At 71.7% G+C, this 24,860-nt stretch carries 25 protein-coding genes and 1 riboswitch; of the genes, 11 read left to right on the top strand and 14 right to left on the bottom strand.

The features are described from left to right. Positions 1-1,335, top strand: a 1,335-nt coding sequence (locus tag EEJ42_RS20615) for a helicase C-terminal domain-containing protein (protein WP_123101653.1), incomplete at its 5' end; no start/stop codon positions are given. Here EEJ42_RS20615 and EEJ42_RS20610 read toward each other — a convergent pair. Beyond that, positions 1,332-2,030, bottom strand: a complete 699-nt coding sequence (locus EEJ42_RS20610; protein ID WP_342778302.1) for a VanZ family protein — start codon at positions 2,028-2,030, stop codon at positions 1,332-1,334. The genes EEJ42_RS20615 and EEJ42_RS20610 overlap by 4 nt on opposite strands. A gap of 156 nt (positions 2,031-2,186) precedes the next feature. Between EEJ42_RS20610 and EEJ42_RS20605 the strand changes: the two genes are divergently transcribed. Next, positions 2,187-3,836: a DNA repair helicase XPB gene (locus tag EEJ42_RS20605; protein WP_123101649.1), complete on the top strand. Its 1,650-nt coding sequence runs from the start codon at positions 2,187-2,189 to the stop codon at positions 3,834-3,836. 210 nt (positions 3,837-4,046) lie between these two features. Further along, positions 4,047-6,131 (top strand): HelD family protein, encoded by a 2,085-nt coding sequence (locus EEJ42_RS20600; protein ID WP_123101647.1) that lies wholly within the window; start codon positions 4,047-4,049, stop codon positions 6,129-6,131. A 443-nt stretch (positions 6,132-6,574) separates the two neighbouring features. Here the strand turns inward: EEJ42_RS20600 and EEJ42_RS20595 are convergent, their stop codons facing one another. Then, a complete protein-coding gene (locus tag EEJ42_RS20595) occupies positions 6,575-7,339 on the bottom strand; it encodes a copper homeostasis protein CutC (protein ID WP_123101651.1) in 765 nt (254 codons plus the stop codon). Positions 7,340-7,397: 58 nt separating this feature from the next. Between EEJ42_RS20595 and EEJ42_RS20590 the strand changes: the two genes are divergently transcribed. Then, entirely contained in the window at positions 7,398-8,054 is a 657-nt protein-coding gene (locus EEJ42_RS20590; protein ID WP_123101645.1) for an HD domain-containing protein, read from the top strand. Positions 8,055-8,192: 138 nt separating this feature from the next. On the opposite strand, the gene EEJ42_RS20585 is transcribed toward EEJ42_RS20590, so the two are convergent. The 3 genes from EEJ42_RS20585 to EEJ42_RS20575 all read right to left on the bottom strand — a co-directional run bounded on the left by EEJ42_RS20585 (position 8,193) and on the right by EEJ42_RS20575 (position 9,088). Continuing rightward, complete coding sequence (locus tag EEJ42_RS20585) at positions 8,193-8,417, bottom strand: DUF397 domain-containing protein (protein WP_123101643.1); 225 nt, start codon at positions 8,415-8,417, stop codon at positions 8,193-8,195. A gap of 87 nt (positions 8,418-8,504) precedes the next feature. Continuing rightward, positions 8,505-8,753: a hypothetical protein gene (locus tag EEJ42_RS20580; RefSeq protein ID WP_123101641.1), complete on the bottom strand. Its 249-nt coding sequence runs from the start codon at positions 8,751-8,753 to the stop codon at positions 8,505-8,507. Continuing rightward, positions 8,750-9,088, bottom strand: a complete 339-nt coding sequence (locus tag EEJ42_RS20575; protein WP_425472931.1) for a hypothetical protein — start codon at positions 9,086-9,088, stop codon at positions 8,750-8,752. Before EEJ42_RS20575 ends, EEJ42_RS20580 begins: the two co-directional genes overlap by 4 nt. 197 nt (positions 9,089-9,285) lie before the next feature. Here EEJ42_RS20575 and EEJ42_RS20570 point away from each other — a divergent pair, with 197 nt between their 5' ends. Next, the gene (locus tag EEJ42_RS20570; RefSeq protein ID WP_184503178.1) at positions 9,286-10,035 is read left to right on the top strand and encodes an XRE family transcriptional regulator; all 750 of its coding nucleotides are present in this window, start codon (positions 9,286-9,288) and stop codon (positions 10,033-10,035) included. 196 nt (positions 10,036-10,231) lie between these two features. Next, positions 10,232-11,467, top strand: coding sequence for a Cmx/CmrA family chloramphenicol efflux MFS transporter (locus tag EEJ42_RS20565; RefSeq protein WP_123101635.1), 1,236 nt, complete (start codon positions 10,232-10,234; stop codon positions 11,465-11,467). A gap of 24 nt (positions 11,468-11,491) precedes the next feature. Here EEJ42_RS20565 and EEJ42_RS20560 read toward each other — a convergent pair whose 3' ends face one another. Further along, positions 11,492-11,761 carry a DUF4031 domain-containing protein gene (locus EEJ42_RS20560; RefSeq protein WP_123101633.1) on the bottom strand — a complete coding sequence of 90 codons (270 nt, stop codon included), beginning with the start codon at positions 11,759-11,761 and terminating at the stop codon, positions 11,492-11,494. Beyond that, positions 11,761-12,117: a hypothetical protein gene (locus tag EEJ42_RS20555; RefSeq protein WP_123101631.1), complete on the bottom strand. Its 357-nt coding sequence runs from the start codon at positions 12,115-12,117 to the stop codon at positions 11,761-11,763. The genes EEJ42_RS20560 and EEJ42_RS20555 overlap by 1 nt, the downstream gene beginning before the upstream one ends. Before the next feature lie 115 nt (positions 12,118-12,232). On the opposite strand from EEJ42_RS20555, the gene EEJ42_RS20550 reads away from it, so the two are divergent. Then, a complete protein-coding gene (locus EEJ42_RS20550) occupies positions 12,233-13,165 on the top strand; it encodes a MurR/RpiR family transcriptional regulator (RefSeq protein ID WP_009716985.1) in 933 nt (310 codons plus the stop codon). Positions 13,166-13,243: 78 nt separating this feature from the next. Continuing rightward, positions 13,244-14,215 (top strand): N-acetylmuramic acid 6-phosphate etherase, encoded by a 972-nt coding sequence (murQ, locus tag EEJ42_RS20545; RefSeq protein ID WP_123101629.1) that lies wholly within the window; start codon positions 13,244-13,246, stop codon positions 14,213-14,215. Between the two features lie 114 nt (positions 14,216-14,329). On the opposite strand, the gene groL is transcribed toward murQ, so the two are convergent. The 4 genes from groL to thrC all read right to left on the bottom strand — a co-directional run bounded on the left by groL (position 14,330) and on the right by thrC (position 18,463). Further along, a complete protein-coding gene (groL, locus tag EEJ42_RS20540) occupies positions 14,330-15,955 on the bottom strand; it encodes a chaperonin GroEL (RefSeq protein WP_123101627.1) in 1,626 nt (541 codons plus the stop codon). Positions 15,956-16,264: 309 nt separating this feature from the next. Then, positions 16,265-16,471: a cold-shock protein gene (locus EEJ42_RS20535; protein ID WP_009716982.1), complete on the bottom strand. Its 207-nt coding sequence runs from the start codon at positions 16,469-16,471 to the stop codon at positions 16,265-16,267. A gap of 430 nt (positions 16,472-16,901) precedes the next feature. Beyond that, on the bottom strand, positions 16,902-17,180 hold the full coding sequence (locus tag EEJ42_RS20530) for a MoaD/ThiS family protein (RefSeq protein WP_123101625.1): 279 nt from the start codon (positions 17,178-17,180) through the stop codon (positions 16,902-16,904). After that, on the bottom strand, positions 17,177-18,463 hold the full coding sequence (thrC, locus tag EEJ42_RS20525; protein WP_123101623.1) for a threonine synthase: 1,287 nt from the start codon (positions 18,461-18,463) through the stop codon (positions 17,177-17,179). The genes EEJ42_RS20530 and thrC overlap by 4 nt, the downstream gene beginning before the upstream one ends. 17 nt (positions 18,464-18,480) lie before the next feature. Beyond that, positions 18,481-18,622, bottom strand: a riboswitch (SAM riboswitch). 175 nt (positions 18,623-18,797) lie between these two features. Here thrC and EEJ42_RS20520 point away from each other — a divergent pair. Further along, entirely contained in the window at positions 18,798-19,745 is a 948-nt protein-coding gene (locus EEJ42_RS20520; protein WP_123101621.1) for a glucosyl-3-phosphoglycerate synthase, read from the top strand. Between the two features lie 70 nt (positions 19,746-19,815). Beyond that, entirely contained in the window at positions 19,816-21,279 is a 1,464-nt protein-coding gene (locus EEJ42_RS20515) for an alpha,alpha-trehalose-phosphate synthase (UDP-forming) (protein ID WP_123101619.1), read from the top strand. A gap of 297 nt (positions 21,280-21,576) precedes the next feature. Here EEJ42_RS20515 and otsB read toward each other — a convergent pair whose 3' ends face one another. The 3 genes from otsB to EEJ42_RS20500 are packed head-to-tail and all read right to left on the bottom strand — an operon-like array spanning position 21,577 to position 23,985. Beyond that, positions 21,577-22,416, bottom strand: a complete 840-nt coding sequence (otsB, locus tag EEJ42_RS20510) for a trehalose-phosphatase (RefSeq protein WP_123101617.1) — start codon at positions 22,414-22,416, stop codon at positions 21,577-21,579. A 58-nt stretch (positions 22,417-22,474) separates the two neighbouring features. Beyond that, complete coding sequence (locus tag EEJ42_RS20505; RefSeq protein ID WP_123101615.1) at positions 22,475-22,708, bottom strand: DUF3263 domain-containing protein; 234 nt, start codon at positions 22,706-22,708, stop codon at positions 22,475-22,477. Beyond that, entirely contained in the window at positions 22,705-23,985 is a 1,281-nt protein-coding gene (locus EEJ42_RS20500) for an extracellular solute-binding protein (protein ID WP_123101613.1), read from the bottom strand. Before EEJ42_RS20500 ends, EEJ42_RS20505 begins: the two co-directional genes overlap by 4 nt. Before the next feature lie 259 nt (positions 23,986-24,244). On the opposite strand from EEJ42_RS20500, the gene EEJ42_RS20495 reads away from it, so the two are divergent. Next, on the top strand, positions 24,245-24,860 hold a 616-nt coding region (locus tag EEJ42_RS20495; RefSeq protein ID WP_148081997.1), incomplete at its 3' end, for an ROK family protein.

Below are 24,860 nucleotides of genomic sequence, written 5' to 3'. Positions count from 1 at the left end.
GGCGCGGGGGCCAGGGGCTCCGGAGCCGCGGGCTCCGCGGGCGCCAGGGGCGCCGGGGGTGGAGCGACTACGGGCGCTGCGGGGGCCAGTGGAACGTGGGCCTCCGGGGTCACGGGCGCGGCCGGAACCGGATCCGCGGGGCTGACCGCCGCCTCCGCCACCTCCCCCACCACCAGGGACGATCTGCGGTCACGGCTGGCACGCTGGACCCTCAGCGAGGCCGAAATGCTCGGCATCACGGGCCGCGCCGCGCTCTCGTCCCACGGCCGCGCGCTCCTGGGCCCGGCGGCCGAGGCACCCCAGGCACCGCCCGCAGCAGCCGAGGCCCTCGCCACCGCGCCTCCCCCCACAACCCCGGCCGAGGCCGCCGCGCTCGCCGCCGAGGCGGCACGGCTCCTCGCCCCGCTCCTCCCCGAGCCCCTCGACCACGTACTCCTCCAGGCCGACCTGACCGCCGTCGCCCCCGGCCCGCTGGAGCGGCCGCTCGCCGACGCGCTCGGCATCCTCGCCGAGATCGAGTCCAAGGGCGGCGCGACCGTCTACCGCTTCACCCCCGCCTCCGTACGCCGCGCGCTCGACGCCGGACGGGCCGCCGACGACCTGCACACCTTCCTCGCCGCCCACTCCCGCACCCCGGTGCCGCAGCCCCTCACGTATCTGATCGACGATGTCGCCCGGAAGCACGGCCACCTCCGCATCGGCGCGGCCTCCGCCTATCTGCGCTGCGACGACGAGACCCTGCTCGCCGAGATCCTCGCCGACCGCCGCTCCGCGGGCCTGCGCCTGCGGCGTCTCGCCCCCACCGTGCTGGCCGCCCAGGCACCGCCGGACGCGCTGCTGGAGGGGTTGCGCGCCATGGGGTACGCCCCGGCCGCCGAATCCGCCGAGGGCGACGTCCTGGTCACCCGCGCCGAGGCCCAGCGCACCCCGCCCCGTACACCGCCCGCCCCGGTCCCGGACGGTCCGCCCGTCCCCGACACCACCCTGCTGGGCGCGGCGGTACGCGCCATCCGCGCCGGTGACCTCGCCGCGACCGCGCCCCACAAGCCCCCGGCCACCGCCGGAACGGGCACCACCGAGGCCGCCACCGGCGCCCGTCTCCCCCGCACCACCTCCGCCGACACCCTCGCGACCGTGCAGGCCGCGGCCCTCACCGGTTCCGCCGTCTGGATCGGCTACGTCAACGCGGACGGCGCCGCCAGCCAGCGCGTCATCGCCCCGGTCCGCGTCGAGGGCGGCTACGTCACCGCGTACGACCACACCGCCGACGAGATCCGCACGTACCCCCTCCACCGCATCACGGGCGTCGCGGAACTGGCCGACGAGCCGGGTTAAGCGGACGTGCGCCGCCGCTGCCACCAGTGATGGCGGCGCGGATGGAGGGCGTGACCGAGGCGGCGGCCAATCAGGACGTAGCCGAGCAGCGCGCCCGACGTGTTCAGGATGACGTCATCGATGTCGAAGGCCCGACCCTCGACGATCGCGCCCTGCGCGATCTCGACCAGCACCATCACCAGCGACGTCACCAGCACCACCCGCACCGCGCCACGCGCCTTCGGCACGAGCATCGGCAGTAGCACGCCGAAGGGCGCGCCGAGCAGTACGTTGCCGCCGATCTGCTTCACCGTGTCCCGGATGGCGGGCTGGTCGACGTAGGCGCGCAGCGAATCGCCCGGGCGCAGATTGGTGTGCACGAGATCGCTGGACCCCGGCTGCGGCACGAGGGTGGCCTTGGCCAGCGCCGCCGCGAACCCGACCATGCAGGCGAACGCCAGCAGCATCACCAGCACCCGCCCGGCGCGGGAGCCCAGCGAATCGCGCTGGAGGGGCGGGGAGGCGGGGTCAGCCGTCTTGGCGGCCACCGCCTTGGCCGCCTTCTGCGCCGTACCGGGCTTCTTGGCGGCCGCCGACTTCGCGCCCGCCGACTTCGCCCGCCCCGACGTCGGCGCCCCGGTCTTCCCCTTCGACCCGCTCCTCGTCGGCGTCCTCTTCAACGTCCGCCGGATCTCCCACCCAGCGATGCTGATCACAGGGACCTACCTCCCGCCTCGTTCCGGCCCTCCTAGTGACCCCGCTTGCCCCTCGCCGTGCGGAGTATCCCTGTGGCCCTCCGCCTACCCGGCCGATGAGGGACACTGGTTCTTTGGCCCCCGGCGACACGGCCCGGCTACGAAAGGACTCGGCGCGTGAACGGACCGCTCATCGTCCAGAGCGACAAGACGCTCCTGCTCGAGGTCGACCACGAGCAGGCGGAAGCGTGCCGCCGCGCCATCGCGCCCTTCGCCGAGCTGGAGCGCGCGCCGGAGCACATCCACACCTACCGGGTGACCCCGCTCGGCCTGTGGAACGCGCGCGCCGCCGGACATGACGCCGAGCAGGTCGTGGACGCGCTCGTGGCGTTCTCCCGCTACCCCGTCCCGCACGCCCTGCTCGTCGACGTCGCCGAGACGATGGCCCGCTACGGGCGGCTGCGCCTCCTCAAGCACCCCACGCACGGGCTGGTCCTGGAGACCAGCGACCGTCCCGTGCTGGAGGAGATCCTGCGGTCGAAGCGGATCCAGCCGCTGGTCGGGGCCCGTATCGACCCGGACACCGTGGTCGTCCACCCCTCCGAGCGCGGCCAGATCAAGCAGACGCTGCTCAAGCTGGGCTGGCCCGCCGAGGACCTGGCCGGTTACGTGGACGGCGAGGCGCACGCCATCGATCTGCACGAGGACGGCTGGGCGCTGCGCCCGTACCAGAAGCACGCCGTCGAGGGGTTCTGGCACGGCGGCTCGGGCGTCGTCGTCCTGCCCTGCGGCGCCGGGAAGACGCTGGTCGGAGCGGGTGCGATGGCCACCGCCAAGTCGACCACGCTGATCCTGGTCACCAACACCGTCTCGGCCCGCCAGTGGAAGCACGAGCTGGTGCGCCGCACCTCCCTCACCGAGGAGGAGATCGGCGAGTACAGCGGTACGCGCAAGGAGATCCGCCCGATCACCATCGCCACGTACCAGGTGCTCACCACCAAGCGGAAGGGCATCTACCCCCACCTGGAGCTGTTCGACTCCCGCGACTGGGGCCTGATCATCTACGACGAGGTGCACCTGCTGCCCGCGCCCGTCTTCAAGTTCACGGCCGACCTCCAGGCGCGCCGCCGCCTCGGCCTGACCGCCACGCTCGTACGGGAGGACGGCCGCGAGTCCGACGTCTTCTCGCTCATCGGCCCCAAGCGCTTCGACGCGCCGTGGAAGGAGATCGAGGCGCAGGGCTACATCGCGCCCGCCGACTGCGTCGAGGTCCGCGTCAACCTCACCGAGACCGAGCGGCTGGCGTACGCGACCGCCGAGACCGAGGAGAAGTACCGCTACTGCGCCACCACCGCCTCCAAGCAGCGGATCACCGAGGCGCTGGTGGCCAAGCACAAGGGGCAGCAGACGCTGGTCATCGGCCAGTACATCGACCAGCTGGACGAGCTGGGCGAGCACCTGGACGCGCCCGTCATCAAGGGCGAGACGACGAACGCGCAGCGCGAGAAGCTGTTCGACGCCTTCCGGGAGGGCGAGCTGTCCGTCCTCGTCGTCTCGAAGGTCGCCAACTTCTCCATCGACCTCCCCGAGGCCACCGTCGCCATCCAGGTCTCCGGCACCTTCGGCTCCCGCCAGGAGGAGGCCCAGCGGCTCGGCCGGGTGCTGCGGCCGAAGGCCGACGGCCACCCGGCGGTCTTCTACTCGGTCGTCGCGCGCGACACCATCGACCAGGACTTCGCGGCGCACCGCCAGCGGTTCCTGGCCGAGCAGGGGTACGCGTACCGGATCGTGGACGCGAGCGCGCTGCTCGCGGACGAGGACGTCTGACGGTCTGACCCGGGTCCCGCGAGGGCCCCAACTCCGCCTGAACCCGGAGCGAACCGAAGCCGACGTAAATCATTCGCGGCCCGTCCACGCCGTGGCTACAATCCCCCGTCTTGCCGCCTCCCGCTCGGGAGAGCCGTCGGCCGGACGGAAACCGGCTGGCATCTCGTACGTACCGCAACTCTGCTTCGTGTACCCGCCGGAGGCTACGCCGTGCCCTCGCACGCCCCTGACCAGCCAGAACCACCCCTGCCCGACCCGCTCGCACGGGAACGATCCCACCTCGCCGCCTCCCGCGCCGCCCTGCGCGCCATGCGCGCCGACGTGGAGGCCCTCGACCTCCGGGACGTCGCCGCCAACTGGGTCAACGCCGAAGCCCTGCACCACCAGGTCAGCGAGCGCATCAAGGCCCTCGCCGACCTCTCCCACACCCCGCTCTTCTTCGGCCGCCTCGACTATCTGCACGCTCCGGGCGCGGAGGCGGCGGAAGGCGCCGAGGGCGAGTCGTTCTATATCGGTCGCCGTCATGTGCACGACGGCGACGGCGACCCCATGGTCATCGACTGGCGTGCCCCCGTCTCGCAGCCCTTCTATCAGGCGTCCAAGAAGGCGCCCATGGACGTCGGACTGCGCCGCCGCTTCGGCTACACCGGCGGCGAGCTGACCGCGTACGAGGACGAAAAGCTCTCCGACCCCACCGAGGCGGAACAGACCAGCAAGCTGCTCCAGTCCGAGATCGAGCGGCCGCGCGTCGGCCCCATGCGGGACATCGTCGCGACGATCCAGCCCGAACAGGACGAGATCGTCCGCGCCGGAATCGGCGGCACCGTCTGCGTCCAGGGTGCGCCGGGCACCGGGAAGACGGCGGTCGGCCTGCACCGGGTCGCGTACCTCCTCTACGCCCACCGCGAGCGGCTGGCCCGTTCCGGCACCCTCGTCATCGGCCCGAACCGCTCCTTCCTCCACTACATCGAGCAAGTCCTGCCCGCGCTGGGCGAGTTGCAGGTCGCCCAGGCCACCGTCGAGGACCTGGTGGCGCGCCCCGCCACGGGCGTCGAGGTACGCGGCGCCGACTCCGCCGACGTGGCGCGCGTCAAGGGCGACGCCCGTATGGCCGAGGTGCTGCGCCGGGCCCTGCGCTCGCACGTCACCCCGCCCACCGAGGCGTGCGTCGTGGTCCGTGGCTCGCGCCGCTGGCGGGTACCGGCGTACGAGATCGAGGAGACCGTGCGGGAACTGCTGGCCCGCGACATCCGCTACGGCGCGGCCCGCGACGCCCTCCCGCAGCGCATCGCGCACGCCGTGCTCGTCCGCATGGAGCAGGCGGGCGAGGCCCCCGACGACCGCGTCCAGGACGCGGTGGCCCGCAACCCCGCCGTGAAGGCGGCCGTCAAGGCCATCTGGCCGCCCGTCGACCCCGCCAAACTCGTACTGCGGCTGCTCTCCGACGCCGACTTCCTGGCCGCCCACGCGGACGGCATCCTCACCGCCGACGAGCAGAAGACCCTCTTGTGGGCCAAGCCGCCGCGCAGCGTGAAGTCCGCGAAGTGGTCCCCGCCGGACGCGGTGCTCATCGACGAGGCCGCCGACCTCATCGAACGCACCCATTCGCTCGGCCATGTGGTCCTCGACGAGGCGCAGGACCTGTCCCCCATGCAGTACCGCGCCGTCGGCCGCCGCTGCACCACCGGCTCCGCCACCATCCTCGGCGACCTCGCCCAGGGCACCACCCCTTGGGCCACGGACAGTTGGGAAGAGGCCCTCACCCACCTGGGCAAACCCGGCTCCACCGTCGAGGAGCTGACCCAGGGTTTCCGGGTGCCGCGCGAGGTGATCGCGTACGCGTCGCGGCTGCTGCCCGCCATCGCGCCCGGCCTGTCGGAGGCCACGTCGATCCGCGAAGCGGCGGGCGACTTCGCCGTACGGGCCGTCGACCCGTCCGACCTGGACGCGGCGGTCATCACCGCCTGCCACGAAGCCCTGACGCACGAGGGCTCCATCGGCCTGATCGCGGCCGAAGCCCGCCTCCCCGCCCTGTCCGCCGCCCTCGACGCGGCGGGCCTGACCCACCTCTCCCCCGGCGAGGAGACCAGCCCCGAGGCCCGGCTGACCCTGGTGCCCGCGACGCTGGCGAAGGGTCTGGAGTACGACTACGTGGTGCTGGACGAACCGGCCGCCGTGGTCGACGGCGAACCCGACGAACGCACGGGCCTGCGCCGTCTGTACGTGGCCCTCACCCGAGCCGTCTCAGGCCTGACGGTCGTGCACGCGGCCCCGCTGCCGGAGCGTCTGGCGTAACCCTGCCGGTGCGAGGTGGGCGCGGGGTGGGTGCGGGTGCCGGGGCCTCCGGGGCAGGGCCCTGGACCGTATATTTACGGCGCCGCAGCTCGGAAGCGTGAAGTGACCGTTTGACGAGCGGCGCCACACATACACGTCAGCGTCCAGGACCCCACCCCTCCGACCCCGACCCCCTCCCGCATCGTCGCCAACTCCCCACCGGTGGCCCGACCCACGATCCATCCCCGGCTCGCCCAGCGGCGAACACCAGGCGGGGGCGGGAGCACCTCGTTGCCACTGCCACCAACCGCGACCCGGCGGCGGGCAACGGGCGGGGGCGGGAGCGGCCCTGCCCCCCATGCTCCAAAGACCTCAGCCCCCGGACACCGGCAGCCCCGAACCCCACCCGGGGCAGGCGCCAGCCGGGGCGCAGAACGGCGACCGAGGCACCGCTGAACGGTTCCTCAGCCCACCGGCACCGGCGCGTCGAGCGCCAGACGCCACTGCCCGACGGCGGACGCGCCCACCGAGCCGTGCCATCCGGCGGGCCGGGCCGCGCTGCCGATGTGGAAGGCGGTCACGCCCGCGGCGCGCAGCTCGGAGAGGTGGTCGAGGCGGAGGCCGCCGCCGACCATGATCCGCGCTTCGTACCCCGGCGCCCCCGTACGTGCGGCCTCAGCCCGAAGGGTCGGCAGCCCGTGGTCGACACCCTGNGCCCGAAGGGTCGGCAGCCCGTGGTCGACACCCTGGGCCGAACCGGCGGTGAGGTAGGTGTCCAGGCCGGGAAGTCCGGCCAGCTGCCGACGGAGCACATCGCGGTCGGCGGCGCGGTCGATGGCCCGGTGGAAGGTCCAGCGGCTCTCGTCCACGCCCGGCCCGGCGCCGATGACCTCGATCAGCGCGGCGATGGCAGCCAGATCGGCCAAACCATCGGCGGCGAGGAAGCCGAGCACGAACTCATCCGCCCCCTCCGCGTGCAGCGCGGCCGCCCTACGGCACAGCGCGTCGACGGCCGCGGCGTCCCCCGCCGCGAACCCATCGGACGCACGGAGCATCACCCGCACCGGCAGATCCACCGCCGAACGGACGGCGGCGAAGGTCTCCCGGGAGGGCGTCAGCCCATCGGCTGCCATGTCGGTGACCAGCTCAAGACGGTCCGCCCCTCCGGCCTCAGCCGCGATCGCGTCCTCCGGGTGGAGGGCGATAACCTCGAGAATTGGTCTAGACATGCTGTATAGCTTGCCATACCCCCCACCCCCCGCAACCCGCACCCCTGAGAATGGGCCCATGTCCGACCACCCCGCGCTCCTCACCCGCTGGGCGCTCCTCCTCAACAGCGCCCGCGACACCACCACCCCCGACCCGGACCCCTACGGCCGCGACCTCCTCTCCCGCTGGGCCGAACCCCAGCGCCGCTACCACACCACCGACCACCTGATCGCCGTACTGGACCGGGTCGACGAGCTGCTGGAACGCACCGAGGCCCCCGACCCCGACGCGATCCGCCTCGCCGCCTGGTTCCACGACGCCGTCTACCTCCCCGACCGCTCGACCAACGAGGAACGCAGCGCCCGCCTCGCCGAACGTGCCCTCTCGGAAGCGGGCGTCCCGGAGGCCCGCGTCGCCGAAACCGCCCGCCTCGTCCGCCTCACCACCGACCACGACCCCGCCGAGGGCGACACCAACGGCGAAGTCCTCTGCGACGCCGACCTCGCGGTGCTGGCGGGCTCACCCGAGGCCTACAGCGCGTACGCGACGGCGGTCCGCGAGGAGTACGCCTTCGTCCCCGACGACACCTTCCGCGAGGGCCGCGCGAACGTCCTCCGCCATCTCCTGGGCCTGCCCTGCCTGTTCCGCACCCCGATCGGCCACGACCGCTGGGAGCCAGCAGCCCGCCGCAACATGACCACGGAGCTGGAGCTGCTGGGGTCCGCGTCATCATGACGCGCGATTGGCTCCCGCGCGGTGGAGGCACAACGCCGCCGCGTGGTCGACGGTCGGCCAATCGTCTACTGGCGGCCGGGCTGCACGTATTGCCCGCGCCTAGCGCCCGTCGGCCTCCCCCAGTAATAGCGGCAGGGGTCAGACCGCAGGGAACTCGCCGCGTATGAGGCCGGATACGAACGACGACCAGCCCTCCGCCGGGAAGATCAGCGCCGGCCCGTGCGGGTTCTTGGAGTCGCGGACCGGGACGGCGCCGTGGGTTCGGGTGAAGGTGCGGGAGACCTCCACGCATTGACCGCCATTGGCGTCGCTGTAGGAGGACTTGACCCACTCGTCGGTGGCGAGATCCAAGTCGACACTCATGCGCGGTACTCCTTCACCAGAGTTTTGATCAGGGTCGCGGATCCTGTCGCCTACCAGGGTGACTCCCGCCGGTGAGTTGGACGGGAATCATCCCGAGCGACGGCCTGGGTAGCGGATCTCCTTGCGGCAGTCAGGGGCAGTGGTGGGTGGCAACTGGCCGTCGAGCGCGTAGCACAGGGCCGCGTGCAGGTGCTCCGCTGCGGCGGGCGTCAGCCGCAGCTCGGCCATGCCGAGGAGTCGGTCGCCACGGCTGATCTGGAGCGGCAGTGCAAGACCGCCGTCGTTCAGGCGGCGCACGGTCCATTCCTGGGCGTGGCTGATCCGCAAATCCGTCATGACGGCTCCTGCCCGCCTCCGGCCCGACTGCGGGCGATTCGCAATACGTCGCTCAGCGCCTCGCACAAGCGGTTGGCCAGAAACCGAAGTTCGTTCACGCTCGCCTTGCGGTCCGCCAGCAATTCGCTCGCGTGACCGAGGAGCCTCGCTCCCATGTCGAGCTGCACGGCCTCGACGTCGTCCGCCCTCGTGTTCAGCGGGCTCTGGTCGGTGTCCGAGATCAGATAGCACGGCTTGCCGTTCGCGTTATCCCAAGGAAGGAGTCGCAGGGCAGCCGCCCGGGAGGCGGAAAGTGGACTCATATGTTCGGGAGCAGAGGGGCTAGGGTCGATCACGTCATCAGCTCCATCCAGCTGGTGGACACGCCCCGGGATCGGCCGCATGATCGCGAGGGCTTTACAGGCACAGACTGACGCCCCAAATGGGACGTATCTCGGCGCAATGCGAGGACGGTTGGGATGTCTCGGCGCTACCGTCGGAGAACGCCCAAACGTCCCTGGGGGAAGTCTTGAATACGGCCTTACGATCGGCTATGGAGTCCGCTGGATTATCACCCCGGCAGCTCGCCGCCCGAGTGGGTGTTTCCGGCAAGACCGTTGAGCGGTGGATCGCGGACGAAGAACTCATCCCGCACTCCAGAAACCGGTCGGATGCCTCTGAGACGTTGGGAGTGGAAGCAGAGATGCTGTGGCCGAAGTCGGTGCGGAACCGATTCAAGACCGATGGCGCCCAAGAGATCGTTCAGAGCTATCCGTACAGGTCCGCATGCCCCTCTACGGTCTGGTCCGATCTCATTGCCGGAGCGGAGGAGGAACTGTTCTTCGCCGGTTACACCTCCTACTTTCTGTGGACCCAGGTGCCCGCCCTCTCCGAGACGCTGCGGCAGAAGGCGGAGAGCGGCTGTCGAGTCCGCTTTCTGCTCGGCGACCCCGCCGGTCCGGTGACCCGGCAGCGGGAGGAGATCGAGGATGTCGCGTTGACGGTCTCCACGCGCATCAACATGACCCTGGAGCAGTTGACCAAGATGGGCACTGTGACCGGGCTAGAGGCTCGGTTCTCAGCGGCGGCCGACGCCATGAACCATGTCTCGCTCTCGGTCTTCCGCTTCGACGATCAGGCCCTCGTGACGCCGCACCTGGCCAAGCTCGTCGGCCATGATTCGCCACTGATGCATCTGCGGCGCCGCGGTGAGGGCGGGATGTTCTCCCGCTTCGCCGAGCACGCGGAAGAACTATGGTCCGGTGGCGTCCCCGTCCCGGGAGATCACCCACGTCTGTCATGACGGCGGTCATGGCGATCACTCCCCCGTGATGCCTCAACACCCGCCTTCCCTCGGCGGGTTCACAGCTCGATTCTTCATCACTCTCCGTGATCACGCCAGGCCGCAGTCGCCTCGCCATCACATCGAGTGAACGTTCGGGAGATCGGGAACGCCCCGGGCGAGGAATGGCGAACCCCACCGGGGCGTTGACGTCGGCATGCCCATCGCCGTTTATGTACTTGGCCTGTCCGTCTTCGCTCTCGGGACCTCGGAGTTCATGCTCTCCGGGCTGCTCCAACCCGTCGCCCGGGACATGGGAGTTACCATCCCCACGGCCGGGCTGCTGATATCGGCGTTCGCGATCGGGATGGTGGTCGGGGCGCCGCTGCTGGCGGCGGCCACGTTGCGGTTGCCCCGGCGGACGACGTTGATCGCGTTGCTCGCCGTGTTCGGGCTCGGGCAGGTGGCGGGGGCGGTGGCGCCGTCGTACGGGGTGTTGTTCGCGTCGCGGGTGGTGAGCGCGCTCGCATGTGCCGGGTTCTGGGCCGTGGGGGCGGCGGTGGCCGTGTCGTTGGTGCCGGTGAACGCGCGGGCGCGGGCCATGGCGGTGATGGTCGGCGGGCTCAGCGTCGCGAACGTCGTGGGGGTTCCGGCCGGGGCGTTCCTGGGGCAGAACGCGGGATGGCGCGCCGCCTTCTGGGCGGTGGCCGGGCTCTCGGTGCTCGGGCTGATCGGGGTGATCGCGCTCGTACCGCGTACGGAGGTGCCGACCGGGGACGACCGGCCGCGGCTGCGGGGCGAACTGAGCATCTACCGGGACCGTCAGGTCTGGCTCGCGCTGGTCACCACCGCGCTGAGCGGGGGCGCGGTCTTCTGCCTGTTCTCGTACCTCGGGCCGCTGCTCACCGACGTGGCGGGGCTGGACGAGGGCTGGGTGCCGACGGTGCTGGCGCTGTTCGGGGTCGGCGCGCTGATCGGTACGGCGGTCGGCGGGCGGATCGCGGACGCGCACCTGTTCGGCACGATGTACGGCGGCATCACCGCCTCGACGGTGGTGCTGAGCGTCCTGGCGCTGACCGCGCACAGCCCCGTAGCGGCCGTCGGCCTGGCGCTGCTGCTCGGCTTCACGGCCTTCTTCACCGCGCCCGCGCTCAACGCCCGCATGTTCAACGTCGCGAACGCCGCCCCGACGCTCGCGGGCGCGACCACGACGTCCGCGTTCAACATCGGCAACACGGTGGGCCCCTGGCTCGGCGGCCTGGTCATCGACGCGGGCTGGGGCTACCCGGCGGTGGCCTGGACGGGCGCCGCCCTGGCCGGTGCGGGCATCGTGACGACGGCGCTCGCGGCGCGGCTGCATCGTGCGGAGGGGGCGTCGCGGGTGATCGCCACCGGTCACACCGGCCAGGCCACAACGCCCGCGCGCGAGGCGACCTCGGGGGCTTCTCGCTGAGTCGGGTCCGGTTCCGGTGAGCCCTCAGCCCCGCGCCACCGACTTACGGCGGCGCAGGCCCGCCGCCGTGAGCCGCCGCAGCAGCTCCTTGCTGCCGACCTCCTCCGCCCCCGCGCGCACCGCCCGTGCGTAGAGGTCGCTCGGGACGTCGTAGTGGTCGCGGTCGAAGCCGCGGCGCGGGGCGCCGATGCGGGTGGCGAAGGCGTGGAGTTCGTCGTACGAGACGTCGCTCACCAGGTGTGACCACATGCGGCCGTGGCCCGGCCACGAGGGCGGGTCGATCAGTACGGCCATCAGAGCGTGGTCCCCAGCGAGCCCACGGGGGCCACCGCGACCGCCGTCTTGCCGCAGACCCAGTGCGGGTCGGGGCCCAGTTCGGGTTCCACGTCGAGGGCGTGGAGGTCGCCGCCCGTAGTGCACACCGGGCACAGGGGCCACCGGCCGTAGCGTTCCAGCAGGGAGTCCTGGACGTCCTGGGCGACCAGACCGGCGACGTAGGCCACGCCTTCCGGCCATTGCTCGACCCACCAGCGGCGGTGCGCGATGGCGTCCTCGACGAGCGAGACGATGTCGGCGTGGGCGACGTCTCCCGCCGCGAGGTCGGCCAGGACGAGCGCCCGTGCCGCGTGCAGTGCATGTTCGAGCTTCATGGGTCCCATTGTCACCTTTGCTTCGTCGGGCCGCCTTCCAGCACAGGGGAAGCCCATGGGAACCGCCTCCGCGCGCGGTCTTGACGGACCTCGTGGCCGGAAATAGTTTTCAGATGTGAGTAGCAAGTTGAAGGAAACTTTCACTCCCCTCACCGATCCCGCCGTGCCCGCCCCCTCCGCCCTCGCGGCGAAGGTTCGCACCCTGGGCCCCTCCATGACCCGCTCGATGCAGCGCGTCGCCGAGGCCGTCGCGGGCGACCCGGCGGGCTGCGCGGCGCTCACCGTCACCGGGCTCGCCGAGCGTACGGGGACCAGCGAGGCCACCGTCGTCCGCACCTCCCGGCTGCTCGGCTACCCCGGATACCGCGATCTGCGCCTCGCGCTCGCCGCGCTCGCCGCGCAGCAGGCGGCGGGCCGGGCACCGGCCGTCACCGCCGACATCGCGGTCGACGACCCGATCGGCGACGTGATCGCCAAGCTCGCCCAGGAGGAGCAGCAGTGTCTGGCCGACACCGCCGCGGGGCTCGACCCCGGCCAGGTCGAGGCCGCTGTCGCCGCGGTCGCCGCCGCCCGCCGGATCGATGTGTACGGCATCGGCGCGTCCAATCTGGTCGCCCAGGACCTGGTCCAGAAGCTGCTGCGGATCGGCCTGATCGCCCACGCGCACGCGGATCCGCACCAGGCCATCACCAACGCCGTCCAGCTGCACTCCCGCGACGTCGCGCTCGCGATCACCCATTCGGGGCGGACGACGGACGTCATCGAGCCGCTGCGCGTCGCCTTCGAGCGCGGGGCGACCACCATCGCGATCACCGGCCGCCCGGACGGCGAGATCGCACAGTACGCGGACCTCGTCCTCACCACCTCCACCGCGCGCGAGAGCGAGCTGCGCCCGGCGGCCATGTCCAGCCGCACCAGCCAGCTGCTGGTGGTGGACTGCCTGTTCATAGGCGTGGCGCAGCGCACGTACGAGAGCGCGGCGCCCGCCCTGTCCGCCTCGTACGAGGCCCTCGCGCACCGGCACGATCCCCGCCCCCGCCACCGCTGAGGCCGGGGCGCGCGACGACGCCCCGCACCGCCACCCCACCCCCACCATCACGCTTACGTAGGGAAGAGCCGCTTCGCCATGACTTCCGCCGCCGATGAGCACGAGCAGCACCAGCAACAACAGGAGCAACAGGAGCAACAGCTCCGCGCCCAGCTGGAGACCCTCACCACCGAGGCGTTCCGCCCCGAACTCGCCGAGATCGACCGGCTCGACACCGTCGAGATCGCCCGCATCATGAACGCCGAGGACGCCGGAGTCCCCGCCGCCGTCGCCGCCCAGCTCCCCCGGATCGCCGCCGCCATCGACGGCATCGCCGCGCGCATGGCGGACGGCGGGCGGCTGATCTACGCGGGCGCGGGCACCGCCGGGCGGCTCGGGGTGCTCGACGCGAGCGAGTGCCCGCCCACCTTCAACGCCCGGCCGGACCGGGTGGTCGGCCTGATCGCGGGCGGGGAGACCGCCGTGGTGTCGTCCGTGGAGGGCGCGGAGGACAGCGCGGAGCTGGCCGCCGAGGACCTGGACCGGATCGGGGTCGGCCCGCGGGACACGGTCGTGGGCGTCTCGGCCTCCGGCCGCACCCCGTACGCCGTGGGCGCCGTCGAGCACGCCCGCCGCCGGGGGGCGCTCACCGTCGGGCTGTCGTGCAACGCGGGCTCGGCGCTCGCTGCGGCCGCCGACCACGGCATCGAGGTCGTCGTCGGACCGGAGCTGCTCACCGGCTCCACCCGGCTCAAGGCGGGTACGGCGCAGAAGCTCGTGCTCAACATGTTCTCGACCATCACCATGATCCGGCTGGGCAAGACCTTCGGGAATCTGATGGTGGATGTGCGCGCCTCGAACGAGAAGCTGCGGGCGCGCACGCGCCGTATCGTTTCTCTGGCGACCGGCGCCACGGACGAGCAGATCGAGAGCGCGCTGACGGCCACCGACTGGGAGGCCAAGAACGCCATCCTCACGATCCTCGGTGGCGTGGACGCGCCCACCGCCGAGAAGCTGCTCGGCGAGGCGAACGGCCATCTGCGGGCCGCCCTCGAAGCAGCGGGGGCATAACACCCCGAAAGCTCAGAAACACGGCGGCGGGGCGGCACCCCTGGGAGAAAGGGTGCCGCCCCGCCGTCGTCAGTGGACGGTGTGACCGACCGGCGCGCGGGGCGCCGAAGCCGATCAGAAGTCCATGTCACCGCCCGGCATGCCGCCCGGGGCGCCCGCCGGAGCGGCCTTCTCGGGCTTGTCGGCGATGACGGCCTCGGTGGTGAGGAACAGCGCGGCGATCGACGCGGCGTTCTGGAGCGCGGAGCGCGTGACCTTGGCCGGGTCGATGATGCCCTCGGCGATGAGGTCGATGTACTCACCGGTCGCGGCGTTGAGGCCGTGGCCCGGGGTCAGGTTGCGCACCTTCTCCACCACGACGCCGCCCTCGAGGCCGGCGTTGACGGCGATCTGCTTCAGCGGGGCCTCCAGGGCCAGGCGCACGGCCTGGGCACCGGTGGCCTCGTCGCCCTCGAGCTCCAGCTTCTCGAACACCGAGACGGTCTGGAGCAGGGCCACGCCACCACCGGCGACGATGCCCTCCTCGACGGCGGCCTTGGCGTTGCGCACCGCGTCCTCGATGCGGTGCTTGCGCTCCTTCAGCTCGACCTCGGTCGCGGCACCGGCCTTGATGACGGCCACGCCGCCGGCCAGCTTCGCCAGGCGCTCCTGGAGCTTCTCGCGGTCGTAGTCCGAGTCCGAGTTCTCGATCTCGGCGCGGATCTGGTTGACGCGGCCCTGCACCTGGTCGGTGTCGCCGGCGCCGTCCACGATCGTGGTCTCGTCCTTGGTGACCGTGACCTTGCGGGCGCGGCCGAGCAGGTCGATGCCCGCGTTCTCCAGCTTGAGGCCGACCTCCTCGGAGATGACGGTGCCACCGGTGAGGATGGCGATGTCGCCGAGCATGGCCTTGCGGCGGTCACCGAAGCCCGGGGCCTTGACGGCGACGGACTTGAAGGTGCCACGGATCTTGTTGACGACCAGGGTCGCCAGCGCCTCGCCCTCGATGTCCTCGGCGATGATCAGCAGCGGCTTGCCGGACTGCATGACCTTCTCGAGCAGCGGGAGGAGGTCCTTCACGCTGGTGATCTTCGAGTTGACGATCAGGATGTACGGGTCGTCGAGCGACGCCTCCATACGCTCCATGTCCGTCGCGAAGTACGGGGAGATGTAGCCCTTGTCGAAGCGCATGCCCTCGGTGAGCTCGAGCTCGAGCCCGAAGGTCTGCGACTCCTCGACGGTGATGACGCCTTCCTTGCCGACCTTGTCCATGGCCTCGGCGATCAGCTCGCCGATCTGGGTGTCGGCGGCGGAGATGGAGGCGGTGGAGGCGATCTGCTCCTTGGTCTCCACGTCCTTGGCCTGCTCGAGCAGCTGGGCGGAGACGGCCTCGACGGCCTTCTCGATGCCGCGCTTGAGGGCCATCGGGTTGGCGCCCGCGGCAACGTTCCGCAGGCCCTCCTTGACCAGCGCCTGGGCGAGGACGGTCGCGGTCGTCGTGCCGTCACCGGCGACGTCGTCCGTCTTCTTCGCGACCTCCTTGACCAGCTCGGCGCCGATCTTCTCGTACGCGTCCTCGAGTTCGATCTCCTTGGCGATGGACACACCATCGTTGGTGATCGTGGGGGCGCCCCACTTCTTCTCGAGGACGACGTTACGGCCCTTGGGGCCGAGGGTGACCTTGACGGCGTCGGCGAGCTGGTTCATCCCGCGCTCGAGGCCGCGCCGCGCCTCCTCGTCGAACGCGATGATCTTGGCCATGTGAAGTGGTCCTCCCAAGACGGGGTGGATTGCTCCGGACCGCGCCTGGCGCCCGCGACGGACGGCCTGCCTGCCGTGCGGTTCCTTGCCCCGCGCGGCACCGGCGAGCCTCACCGACCCGATCCTTCTGTCACTCTCACCTTCAGAGTGCTAACGCAATAATTAGCACTCGCCCCATGAGAGTGCAAGCGCCCGACGGGCGTCAAGAGAGGCGGGCGAGAGCCCCCGCGGACATGCCAGAGGGCCCGCCCCCCCTCGCGGGGTACGGGCCCTCCGGCTACTTCAGTCAGCTGCGTCGCGTTCGGCGCGTCAGCCTACGGCCACGCGGACCATGTCCGCCTGCGGGCCCTTCTGGCCCTGCGAGATCTCGAACTCGACCCGCTGGCCTTCCTCGAGGGTGCGGTAACCGTCCATCTGGATCGCACTGTAGTGGACGAACACGTCCGCACCACCGTCGACCGCGATGAAGCCGTACCCCTTCTCCGCGTTGAACCACTTGACGGTGCCCTGAGCCATTCCTAACTCCCCTATTGCTGGCCCTTGCGCAGGACCGCACTCCGCGGACCCGGGTCAGACCTCACCCCCCGAGTCGAGGGGGGTGTGCGCCGGAACGCGTCGACCGCCGCTGAATGTATCCGTCCCAACGCCCTCTGCAACAGGTCAATTGGACGAGAATTCTGGGCACGGCCGATCGGTAAAAAGTGGAGAAGTCCTGTGAAGTTCGGGCAAACCCGACCGGACATAGGGTACCAACCCGACAAATCGCGCACACACTTTGCGCACAAGTTGACGAGTTCTCATATGCGGTTCCGGCGCCGGGGCCGATGAGGTAGCCCGCGCCCGATGGGGAAGCGGGGCAACTGTATCGCGATTCCACACACGGAATCGCCCCGTCCGGATCCTCCCGGACGAGGCGATTTCCAGAGGTGAGCGGGGTGATGGGGCGTCAGCAGCCACCCGCGACCGCGGGGATGATCGACACCCCGGCGCCGTCCGGCGTGGCCGTGGCCAGGCCCTCGGCGAACCGCACGTCGTCGTCGTTGACGTAGACGTTCACGAAGCGGCGCAGCTTGCCGGTGTCGTCCAGGACGCGCGCGGAGATGCCCGCGTGGTTCTTCTCCAGGTCCGCCAGAACCTCGGCGAGGGTCGCGCCCTCGGCGCTGACCTCGGCCTGGCCGCCGGTGTAGGTACGCAGGATGGTCGGGATTCGGACGTTGACGCTCATGCGAGGCCAGCCTCTCGGAACGAGTCAAGGGTGGGGCGGATGATGGCGGAGGGACCCGTGGTGGGGGCCACCGCGTCGAGGGTCTTGAGGCCGTCGCCGGTGTTGAGGACGACGGTCGTCAGGGACGGGTCGAGCAGCCCGTCCTCGATCAGCTTCTTGGTCACGCCGACGGTCACGCCGCCCGCGGTCTCCGCGAAGATCCCCTCGGTGCGGGCGAGCAGCTTGATCGCGTCGACCACCTGCTCGTCGGTGACGTCCTCCACCGCCCCGCCGGTGCGGCGCGCGATGTCGAGGACGTACGGGCCGTCCGCCGGGTTGCCGATGGCCAGCGACTTGGCGATGGTGTTCGGCTTCTGCGGGCGCACCACGTCATGGCCCGCCTTGAAGGCGGTGGAGACCGGGGAGCAGCCCTCGGCCTGGGCGCCGAAGATCTTGTACGGCTTGTCCTCGACCAGACCGAGCTCGATCAGCTCCTTGAGCCCCTTGTCGATCTTGGTGAGCTGGGAGCCGGACGCGATCGGGACGACGATCTGGTCCGGCAGCCGCCAGCCGAGCTGCTCGCAGATCTCGTACGCCAGGGTCTTGGAGCCCTCGCCGTAGTACGGCCGCAGGTTGACGTTGACGAAGCCCCAGCCCTCGCCCGCCGGGTCGCCGATCAGCTCGCTACAGAAGCGGTTGACGTCGTCGTAGTTGCCCTCGATGCCGACCAGGTCACCGCCGTAGACGGCGGCCATGACGACCTTGCCCGCCTCCAGGTCGTGCGGGATGAAGACGCACGAGCGGAAGCCCGCGCGGGCCGCCGCGGCGCCCACCGCACCGGCCAGGTTGCCGGTGGAGGAGCAGGACAGGGTGGTGAAGCCGAAGGTGCGGGCCGCCTGGACGGCGATGGCGACGACCCGGTCCTTGAAGGAGTGGGTCGGGTTGCCGGAGTCGTCCTTGACGTGCAGCTCGCCGGTGACACCCAGCTCGCGGGCGAGCCGGTCGGCCTTGACGAGCTGGGTGAAGCCCGGGCTCAGGCTGGGGAGCGCGGCCACGTCGGCGGGGACGGGCAGCAGCGGCGCATAGCGCCAGATGTTGTCGGGACCGGCCTCGATCTGCTTCCGCAGTCCCTCGGGATCGCCGCTCGGCAGCTCGTACGCCACCTCGAGCGGCCCGAAACACGACCCGCACGCGAAGATCGGGCCGAGGTCGAAGCGCTCACCGCACTCGCGGCAGGACAGGGCGACGGCGGGGCCGAAAGCGGCAGCGGAAGTGGTTGAGCTTTCGACAGATTGCACAGCCATGGAGGCGAGGCCCTTTCTCCTCATCTTCCTCGGGACGCATTTCGCCACGAGACGGAATTGGCACCTTCCCTAGCTGGGAGCCTCGCTACAGGACGCGAGACCAGCTGGAGGGTTGCCGGGGCTTCAACGGGCCGTTCCCTCTGCCCCTCTGGATGAGCGGTATGGCCGCCGGGCCGGACCCGGGGCGTTTGTCCGCACCGAGCCCCCGACATACGAAGGTCATGTGCGCTGTTCAAGACTGTAACCGACGGCCCGGATGGTTGAGCTAGCCGTCCGAACCGCGAGATGGATCACAACGATCACGACGAGCGATCACAGCAGGGAGACAAAACAGGTGCTGGATGAGGTGGAGCGCTGGCTGGAGCACCGCTCCTGGTCGGCCGACGACCGTCCGCTGGACCGCCTGCTGGCCGCGAAGCGCGACACGGCGACGAGCGTCAGCGTGGTGCTGCCCGCGCTGAACGAGGAGGCGACCGTCGGCGAGATCGCCGCCGCGATCCGCCGCGATCTGATGACCGAGGCCGTGCCGCTCGTCGACGAGCTGGTGGTGCTGGACTCCGGCTCCACGGACCGCACCGCCGAGGTCGCGGCCGCGGCCGGCGCGAGGGTGGTGCACCGCGACGCGCTGCTGCCCCGGCTGCCCGCGCTGCCCGGCAAGGGCGAGGTGCTGTGGCGGTCGCTGCTGGCGACCAGCGGCGACATCGTCTGCTTCATCGACGCCGACCTGCGCGAATTCGACGCACGCTTCGTCTCCGGCATCGTCGGGCCGCTGCTCACCGACCCCGGGGTGCAGCTGGTCAAGGGCATGTACGACCGGCCGCTGCGGGACACCGCGGGCCAGGGCGGACGGGTCACCGAGCTGGTCGCGCGGCCGCTGCTGAACCTGCACTGGCCGCAGCTCGCCGGTTTCGTCCAGCCGCTGGGCGGCGAGTACGCGGCCCGGCGCTCGCTGCTGGAGCGGCTGCCGTTCCCCGTCGGGTACGGCGTCGAGCTGGGCCTGCTGGTCGACGCGCTGCACACGGTCGGGCTCGACGCCCTCGCCCAGGTCGACATCGGCGTGCGCAAACACCGCCACCAGGACGGCAAGGCGCTCGGCCGGATGGCCGCCGCGATCTACCGCACCGCGCAGCTGCGGCTGGCCCGCGGCCATCTGGTGCGGCCGCGGCTGACCCAGTTCGAGCGCGGCGAGAACGGCTTCGAGCCGCGGACGACGGCGGTGGACACGGAGGAGCGGCCGCCGATGATCGAGATCCCCGAGTACGCGGAGCGGCGCGCGGCCTGAGGGCGCCTCTTCCGGGGGCAAGAAACCGTACGTACGTTTGCGCGCGGTGCCCAATGGCTAGGCTCGCGACATGGCCGTTGAACGCAGCGCACCGATCCTCGTCGCGTCCAACCGCGGCCCGGTCTCGTACGCGCTGGGCGAGGACGGATCGCTCACCCCCAAGCGCGGGGGCGGCGGGCTGGTCTCCGGGCTGAGCGCGATCGGGCCCGACGCGGGCGCGGTCTGGGTGTGCGCCGCCCTTGGCGACGGCGACCGCGAGGCGGCGCGCCGCGCCGGGGCCGGGCACCTGGACGCGGACCACACCGGCGGGCAGCAGGTGCGGATGCTGGACATCGCGCCGGACGTCTTCGCCGCCGCGTACAACGGCGTCGCGAACTCGGTGCTGTGGTTCGTCCACCACCTGCTCTACCAGACCCCGCTCGAGCCGGTCTTCGACGCGGAGTTCCGCGCCCAGTGGGAGGCGTACGAGGCGTACAACGCGGCCTTCGCCGACGCGCTCGCCCAGGAGGCGGCCGACGGCGCGGTCGTGCTGGTGCAGGACTACCACCTGGCGCTGGTCCCCGGGCTGCTCCGGGCCCGCCGCCCCGACCTGCGGATCGGCCACTTCTCCCACACGCCGTGGGCGCCCCCGGACTACTACCGGCTGCTGCCGGACGACGTCGCGGCGGGCGTGCTCCGCGGCATCCTCGGCGGCGACCGCGCCGCCTTCCTCACCGGGCGCTGGGCCGCCGCGTTCGCCGACTGCTGCGCGGCGGTGCTCGGCGCGGAGATCGTCCGGGGGCCGGACGGCTCCGCGGCCGCCGTCCGCTTCGAGGGCCGCGAGACCCGGCTCGGGGTGCACGGCCTCGGCGCCGATGCCGACTTCCTGCGGGAGCGGTCGCGGGCGGCCGATGTGGACGAACGGCTGGCGGCGCTGCGCGAGCAGATCGGGCCGGGCCGGAAAACGATCGTCCGGGTGGATCGCACCGAGCTGTCCAAGAACATCGTGCGCGGGCTGCTGGCCTACCGCCGCCTCCTGGAGACCCACCCCGAGTGGCGCGAGCGCGTGGTCCACGTCGCCTTCGCCTATCCGTCGCGCCAGGACCTGACCGTCTACCGCGACTACACCGAGCGGGTGCGGGTGCTCGCCGAGGAGATCAACGCGGAGTACGGGACGGAGGGCTGGCAGCCGGTCGCGCTCCACGTGAAGGACGACTTCGCGCGCTCCCTGGCCGCCTACCGGCTGGCCGACGTGGCCCTCGTCAACCCGATCCGGGACGGGATGAACCTGGTCGCCAAGGAGGTTCCGGTCGTCTCCGAGCGCGGCTGCGTGCTGGTGCTGTCGCGGGAGGCGGGGGCGTACGAGGAGCTGGGCGCGGACGCGGTGACGGTGAACCCGTACGACGTCGAGGGCACGGCCCGCGCGCTGGACGAGGCCCTCCGCACCCCGGACGCCGAGCGGGCGGACCGCACGAAGCGCCTGGCCGCGGCAGCCACGGCCCTCCCGCCCCGCGACTGGTTCCTGACCCAGCTACGAGCCCTGCAAGAGGGCTAAATCCCCCACCCCGCCCCTTCCCGAAACCGGGGCTCCGCCCCGGACCCCGCCCCCTCCCGGGGCACCGCCCCGGACCCCGTTCGGCCGGGCTACGCCCTGGACCGCTGCGGGCGCGGGGCTCCGCCGGGGCCGCGCCTCGCCGCGGACCGGCGGGCCGGGAGTTCAGGGGCTCTGCCCCTGGGTTCTCCGCTCGCAGCGGGCCCACACCGGCGCCAGGCGGCGTCACCCCGTCGACCGGCGGGCCGGGGGTCCAGGGGGCCTGCCCCTGGGTTCGGGAAGGGGCGGGGTGGGGGACTCTCAGCGCAGCGCAGCCGCCAGCGCTTCCAGCAGGGCCACAACACCCGCCGGGCCGTCGACCACCAGGTCGGCGCGCTCCGCCAGGGCCGTCACCTCCGTGCTGCCGCTGCACACCAGCAGTCCCGGTACGCCTTCCTTCCGCAGCCGCTCCACGGCGGCGAACGCGGCCAGGTCGCCGAGGTCGTCGCCCGCGTAGAGGACCGCGCCCGCGGAGGTCTCGCGGACGTACTCCAGCAGGGCGACGCCCTTGTCCATGCCCGGTGGGCGCAGCTCCAGGACCAGGCGGCCCGGTTCGACGATCAGGCCGTGGCGCTCGGCCAGTGCCTGGAGCGGGGCGCGGAGCTGGTCGAAGGCGGCCTGCGGGTTCTCGGTGCGGCGGGTGTGGACCGCGACGGCGCGGCCCTTGTCCTCGGTCCAGGTGCCGTGCCAGGCGCCGTTCGCCTCGAGGACGCCCGGCAGTTCGGAGCGGACGGCGGCGATGCCCGGGTGGGGTTCGGGGGTCAGGACGGCCTGGCTGGACGCGTCCCAGCGCTCGGCGCCGTAGAGGCCGAGGACGACGAGGTTGGCCGGGGCCGCGCTGTCCGCGAAGCCGCCGTAGCGCACGGCGACTTCGGCCGGGCGGCCGGTGATCACCGCGAAGGAGTGCAGACGGGGGCCCAGCGCGGAGAGGGCCGGGACGGCGCCGGGGTGGGCGCGGGCCTGGTCGGGGTCGGGGACGATGTCGGCGAGGGTTCCGTCGAAGTCGACCCCGAGGACGGCCCGGTCGGGCCGTTCCAGGAGGGCGGCGAGGCCCTGACGCCCGGCGGCGGTGGCGGGTACGGGAAGGGGGTGGCTGCCCATGCGGCGACCCTACCCGGCCCCGCCCACCGGCACCCGTACCGGGACGAAGCCAAAAACCTCAGCGGCGTTCGCGGCGCTCGTCGCGCAGACGGCGCAGCCGGTTGATCGTCACCGGGTCGTGCTCCAGCGCGCGGGGGTCGTCCAGCAGGGCGTTGAGCAGCTGGTAGTAGCGGGTCGGGGTGATGCCGAGCCGCTCCCGTATGGCCCGCTCCTTGGCGCCCGGGCCCGGCCAGCCGTCGCGCTCGACGGCGAGCACGGCCAGGTCCTGTTCGGAGAGTCCTTCGGTGGTCACGAGTTGGACGTCTCCATGGCGTCCGCGGCCCGCTGGATCTCGCCGAGGACGCTCGCGGGGTCACCGCCCTTGGTCACGGTCGAGCCGATCTTCTCCTTGATCATCTGGCTGATGCTCGCCCAGGAGGTCTTGTCGGCCGGGTAGAACTGGGCGCGGTCCATCTGGTCGAGGAAGCGCCACAGCTTCTTGTGCTCCTGCTCGTGGCGCATCGTCGCGGAGACGGCCGTGGTGACCGGCAGCAGGTCGTACTGGTCGGCGAAGTCCAGCACGTTCTTCTCCTGGTAGACGAAGTCGAGGAAGTCCCCGATCTGCTTCCGCCTGCCGTTCGCCTTGAAGGCCATGAGCCAGTCGGCGACGCCCATCGTGGAGGTGGACTTGCCCTTGCGGCCGGGCAGCGGGGCGGTGGCGTATTCGATGTCGTGGCCGGAGGCCTGCTGCATCAGGGTGGGGTGGCCGTTGAGCATGCCGACCTCGCCGCGGGTGAAGGCGTTGAAGACGTCCTGGCGGTTGGTGCGGGCCGGGGAGCGCGGGCCGGTGAGGTCCGCGCCGACCAGCTCGTCCCGCAGCCACTCGAAGGTCTCGATGTTGGCGGTGGAGTCGATGGTGTAGCTGCCGTTGGAGTCGGTGTAGCCGCCTCCGCCGCTGAGCATCCAGATCATGGCCTCGGCCTGCGACTCCTCGGGGCCGAGCGGCAGCCCGTAGGGGATCTTCACCCCGGCCGACTTGAGCGCTTGCGCGGCGTCCTTCAGGTCCGCCCAGCTCTCGGGGGCGGAGGATATGCCCGCCTCGTCGAACAGCTTCTTGTTGTAGAAGAGCAGCCGGGCGCTGGAGACGAAGGGCAGCCCGTACAGCACCCGGCTGACCTCGCCCGCCTGGGCGATGGAGGTGATGAACGAGGCCTGGGTGGGGATGGAGAGCATCTGGTCGGCGCGGTAGAGCTTGCCCGCGGCGGCGTAGTCGGCGTACGCGCCGATCTGCGCGATGTCCGGGCTGTCGCCGCCCTTGACCATGTCGGCGACCTTCTTGTCGACCTCGGTCCAGCTGTAGACCTTGACGTCGACCGTGATGCCGCCGTGCTTGGCCTCGAAGGCACGGGCCAGCTTGTCCCAGTACTTCTGGGAGGTGTTCTCGGCGCTGTCGCCGTAGTCCGCCGCGACCACCTTCAGGACGTTCCCGTCCGATCCGGAGCTGTCGCTTCCGCACGCGGACAGCGCGGGCATCGCCACCGCCGTCGCGGCCCCAGCCGTCGTCAGACTCAAGAACCGTCGCCGCTGCACTGCGTTTTCCCACCCTATGGCTTGATTCTTCCTCCACGGATGCTTCTCGCGAAGGTCGAGCGAGTCTGCCTTGCAAACCTCCACAAGGTCTACACCACGGGCGTATCGCTTCGGTATCGGACCTCTCCTTGCCAGGTCAGACGTATCGCACACCGCCACGTGGGATGTGTCACGTCGTCACAGCTCGCTTACCTGCGACGAAGAACCGCCCGGCGAGTGGACTAGACCTCTCGTGGTGGATCGCGGGAGACTGTCCCCTGTGAGACACGTCATCGCCCTCGATGTGGGCGGCACCGGCATGAAGGCCGCCCTGGTCGGGGCGGACCGGACACTCCTGCACGAGGCCAGGCGGCCCACCGGGCGGGAACAGGGACCCGAGGCCGTGGTCGCCGCCATCCTCGACTTCGCCGCCGAGCTGCGCGCCATCGGCGAGCGGCGGTTCGGCGAACCGGCCGCGGCCGCCGGCATCGGCGTGCCCGGCGTACTGGACCAGGACCGCGGCGTCGCCGTCTTCGCCGCCAACCTCGGCTGGCGCGACGTACCACTGCGCGCACTGCTGTCCGAGCGGCTGGGCGGCGTCCCGGTCGCCCTCGGGCACGACGTCCGGACGGGCGGGCTGGCCGAGGGGCGGCTGGGGGCCGGCCGGAACGCCGCCCGGTTCCTGTTCGTCTCGGTGGGCACCGGGATCGCGGGCGCCATCGGCATCGAGGGCCGTCTCGAACCGGGCGCCCACGGCGACTCCGGCGAGATCGGCCACATCGTCGTACGGCCCGGCGGCACCCCGTGCGGCTGCGGCCAGTCCGGCTGCCTGGAGACACTGGCCTCGGCCGCCGCGGTGGGCCGCGCCTGGGCGGCGGCGGGCGGCGGACCCGGCG

This window comes from Streptomyces botrytidirepellens, from assembly GCF_003721215.1.
GTDB classification, from domain to species: domain Bacteria; phylum Actinomycetota; class Actinomycetes; order Streptomycetales; family Streptomycetaceae; genus Streptomyces; species Streptomyces himastatinicus.
This window is presented reverse-complemented; position numbering and strand designations above follow the sequence as displayed.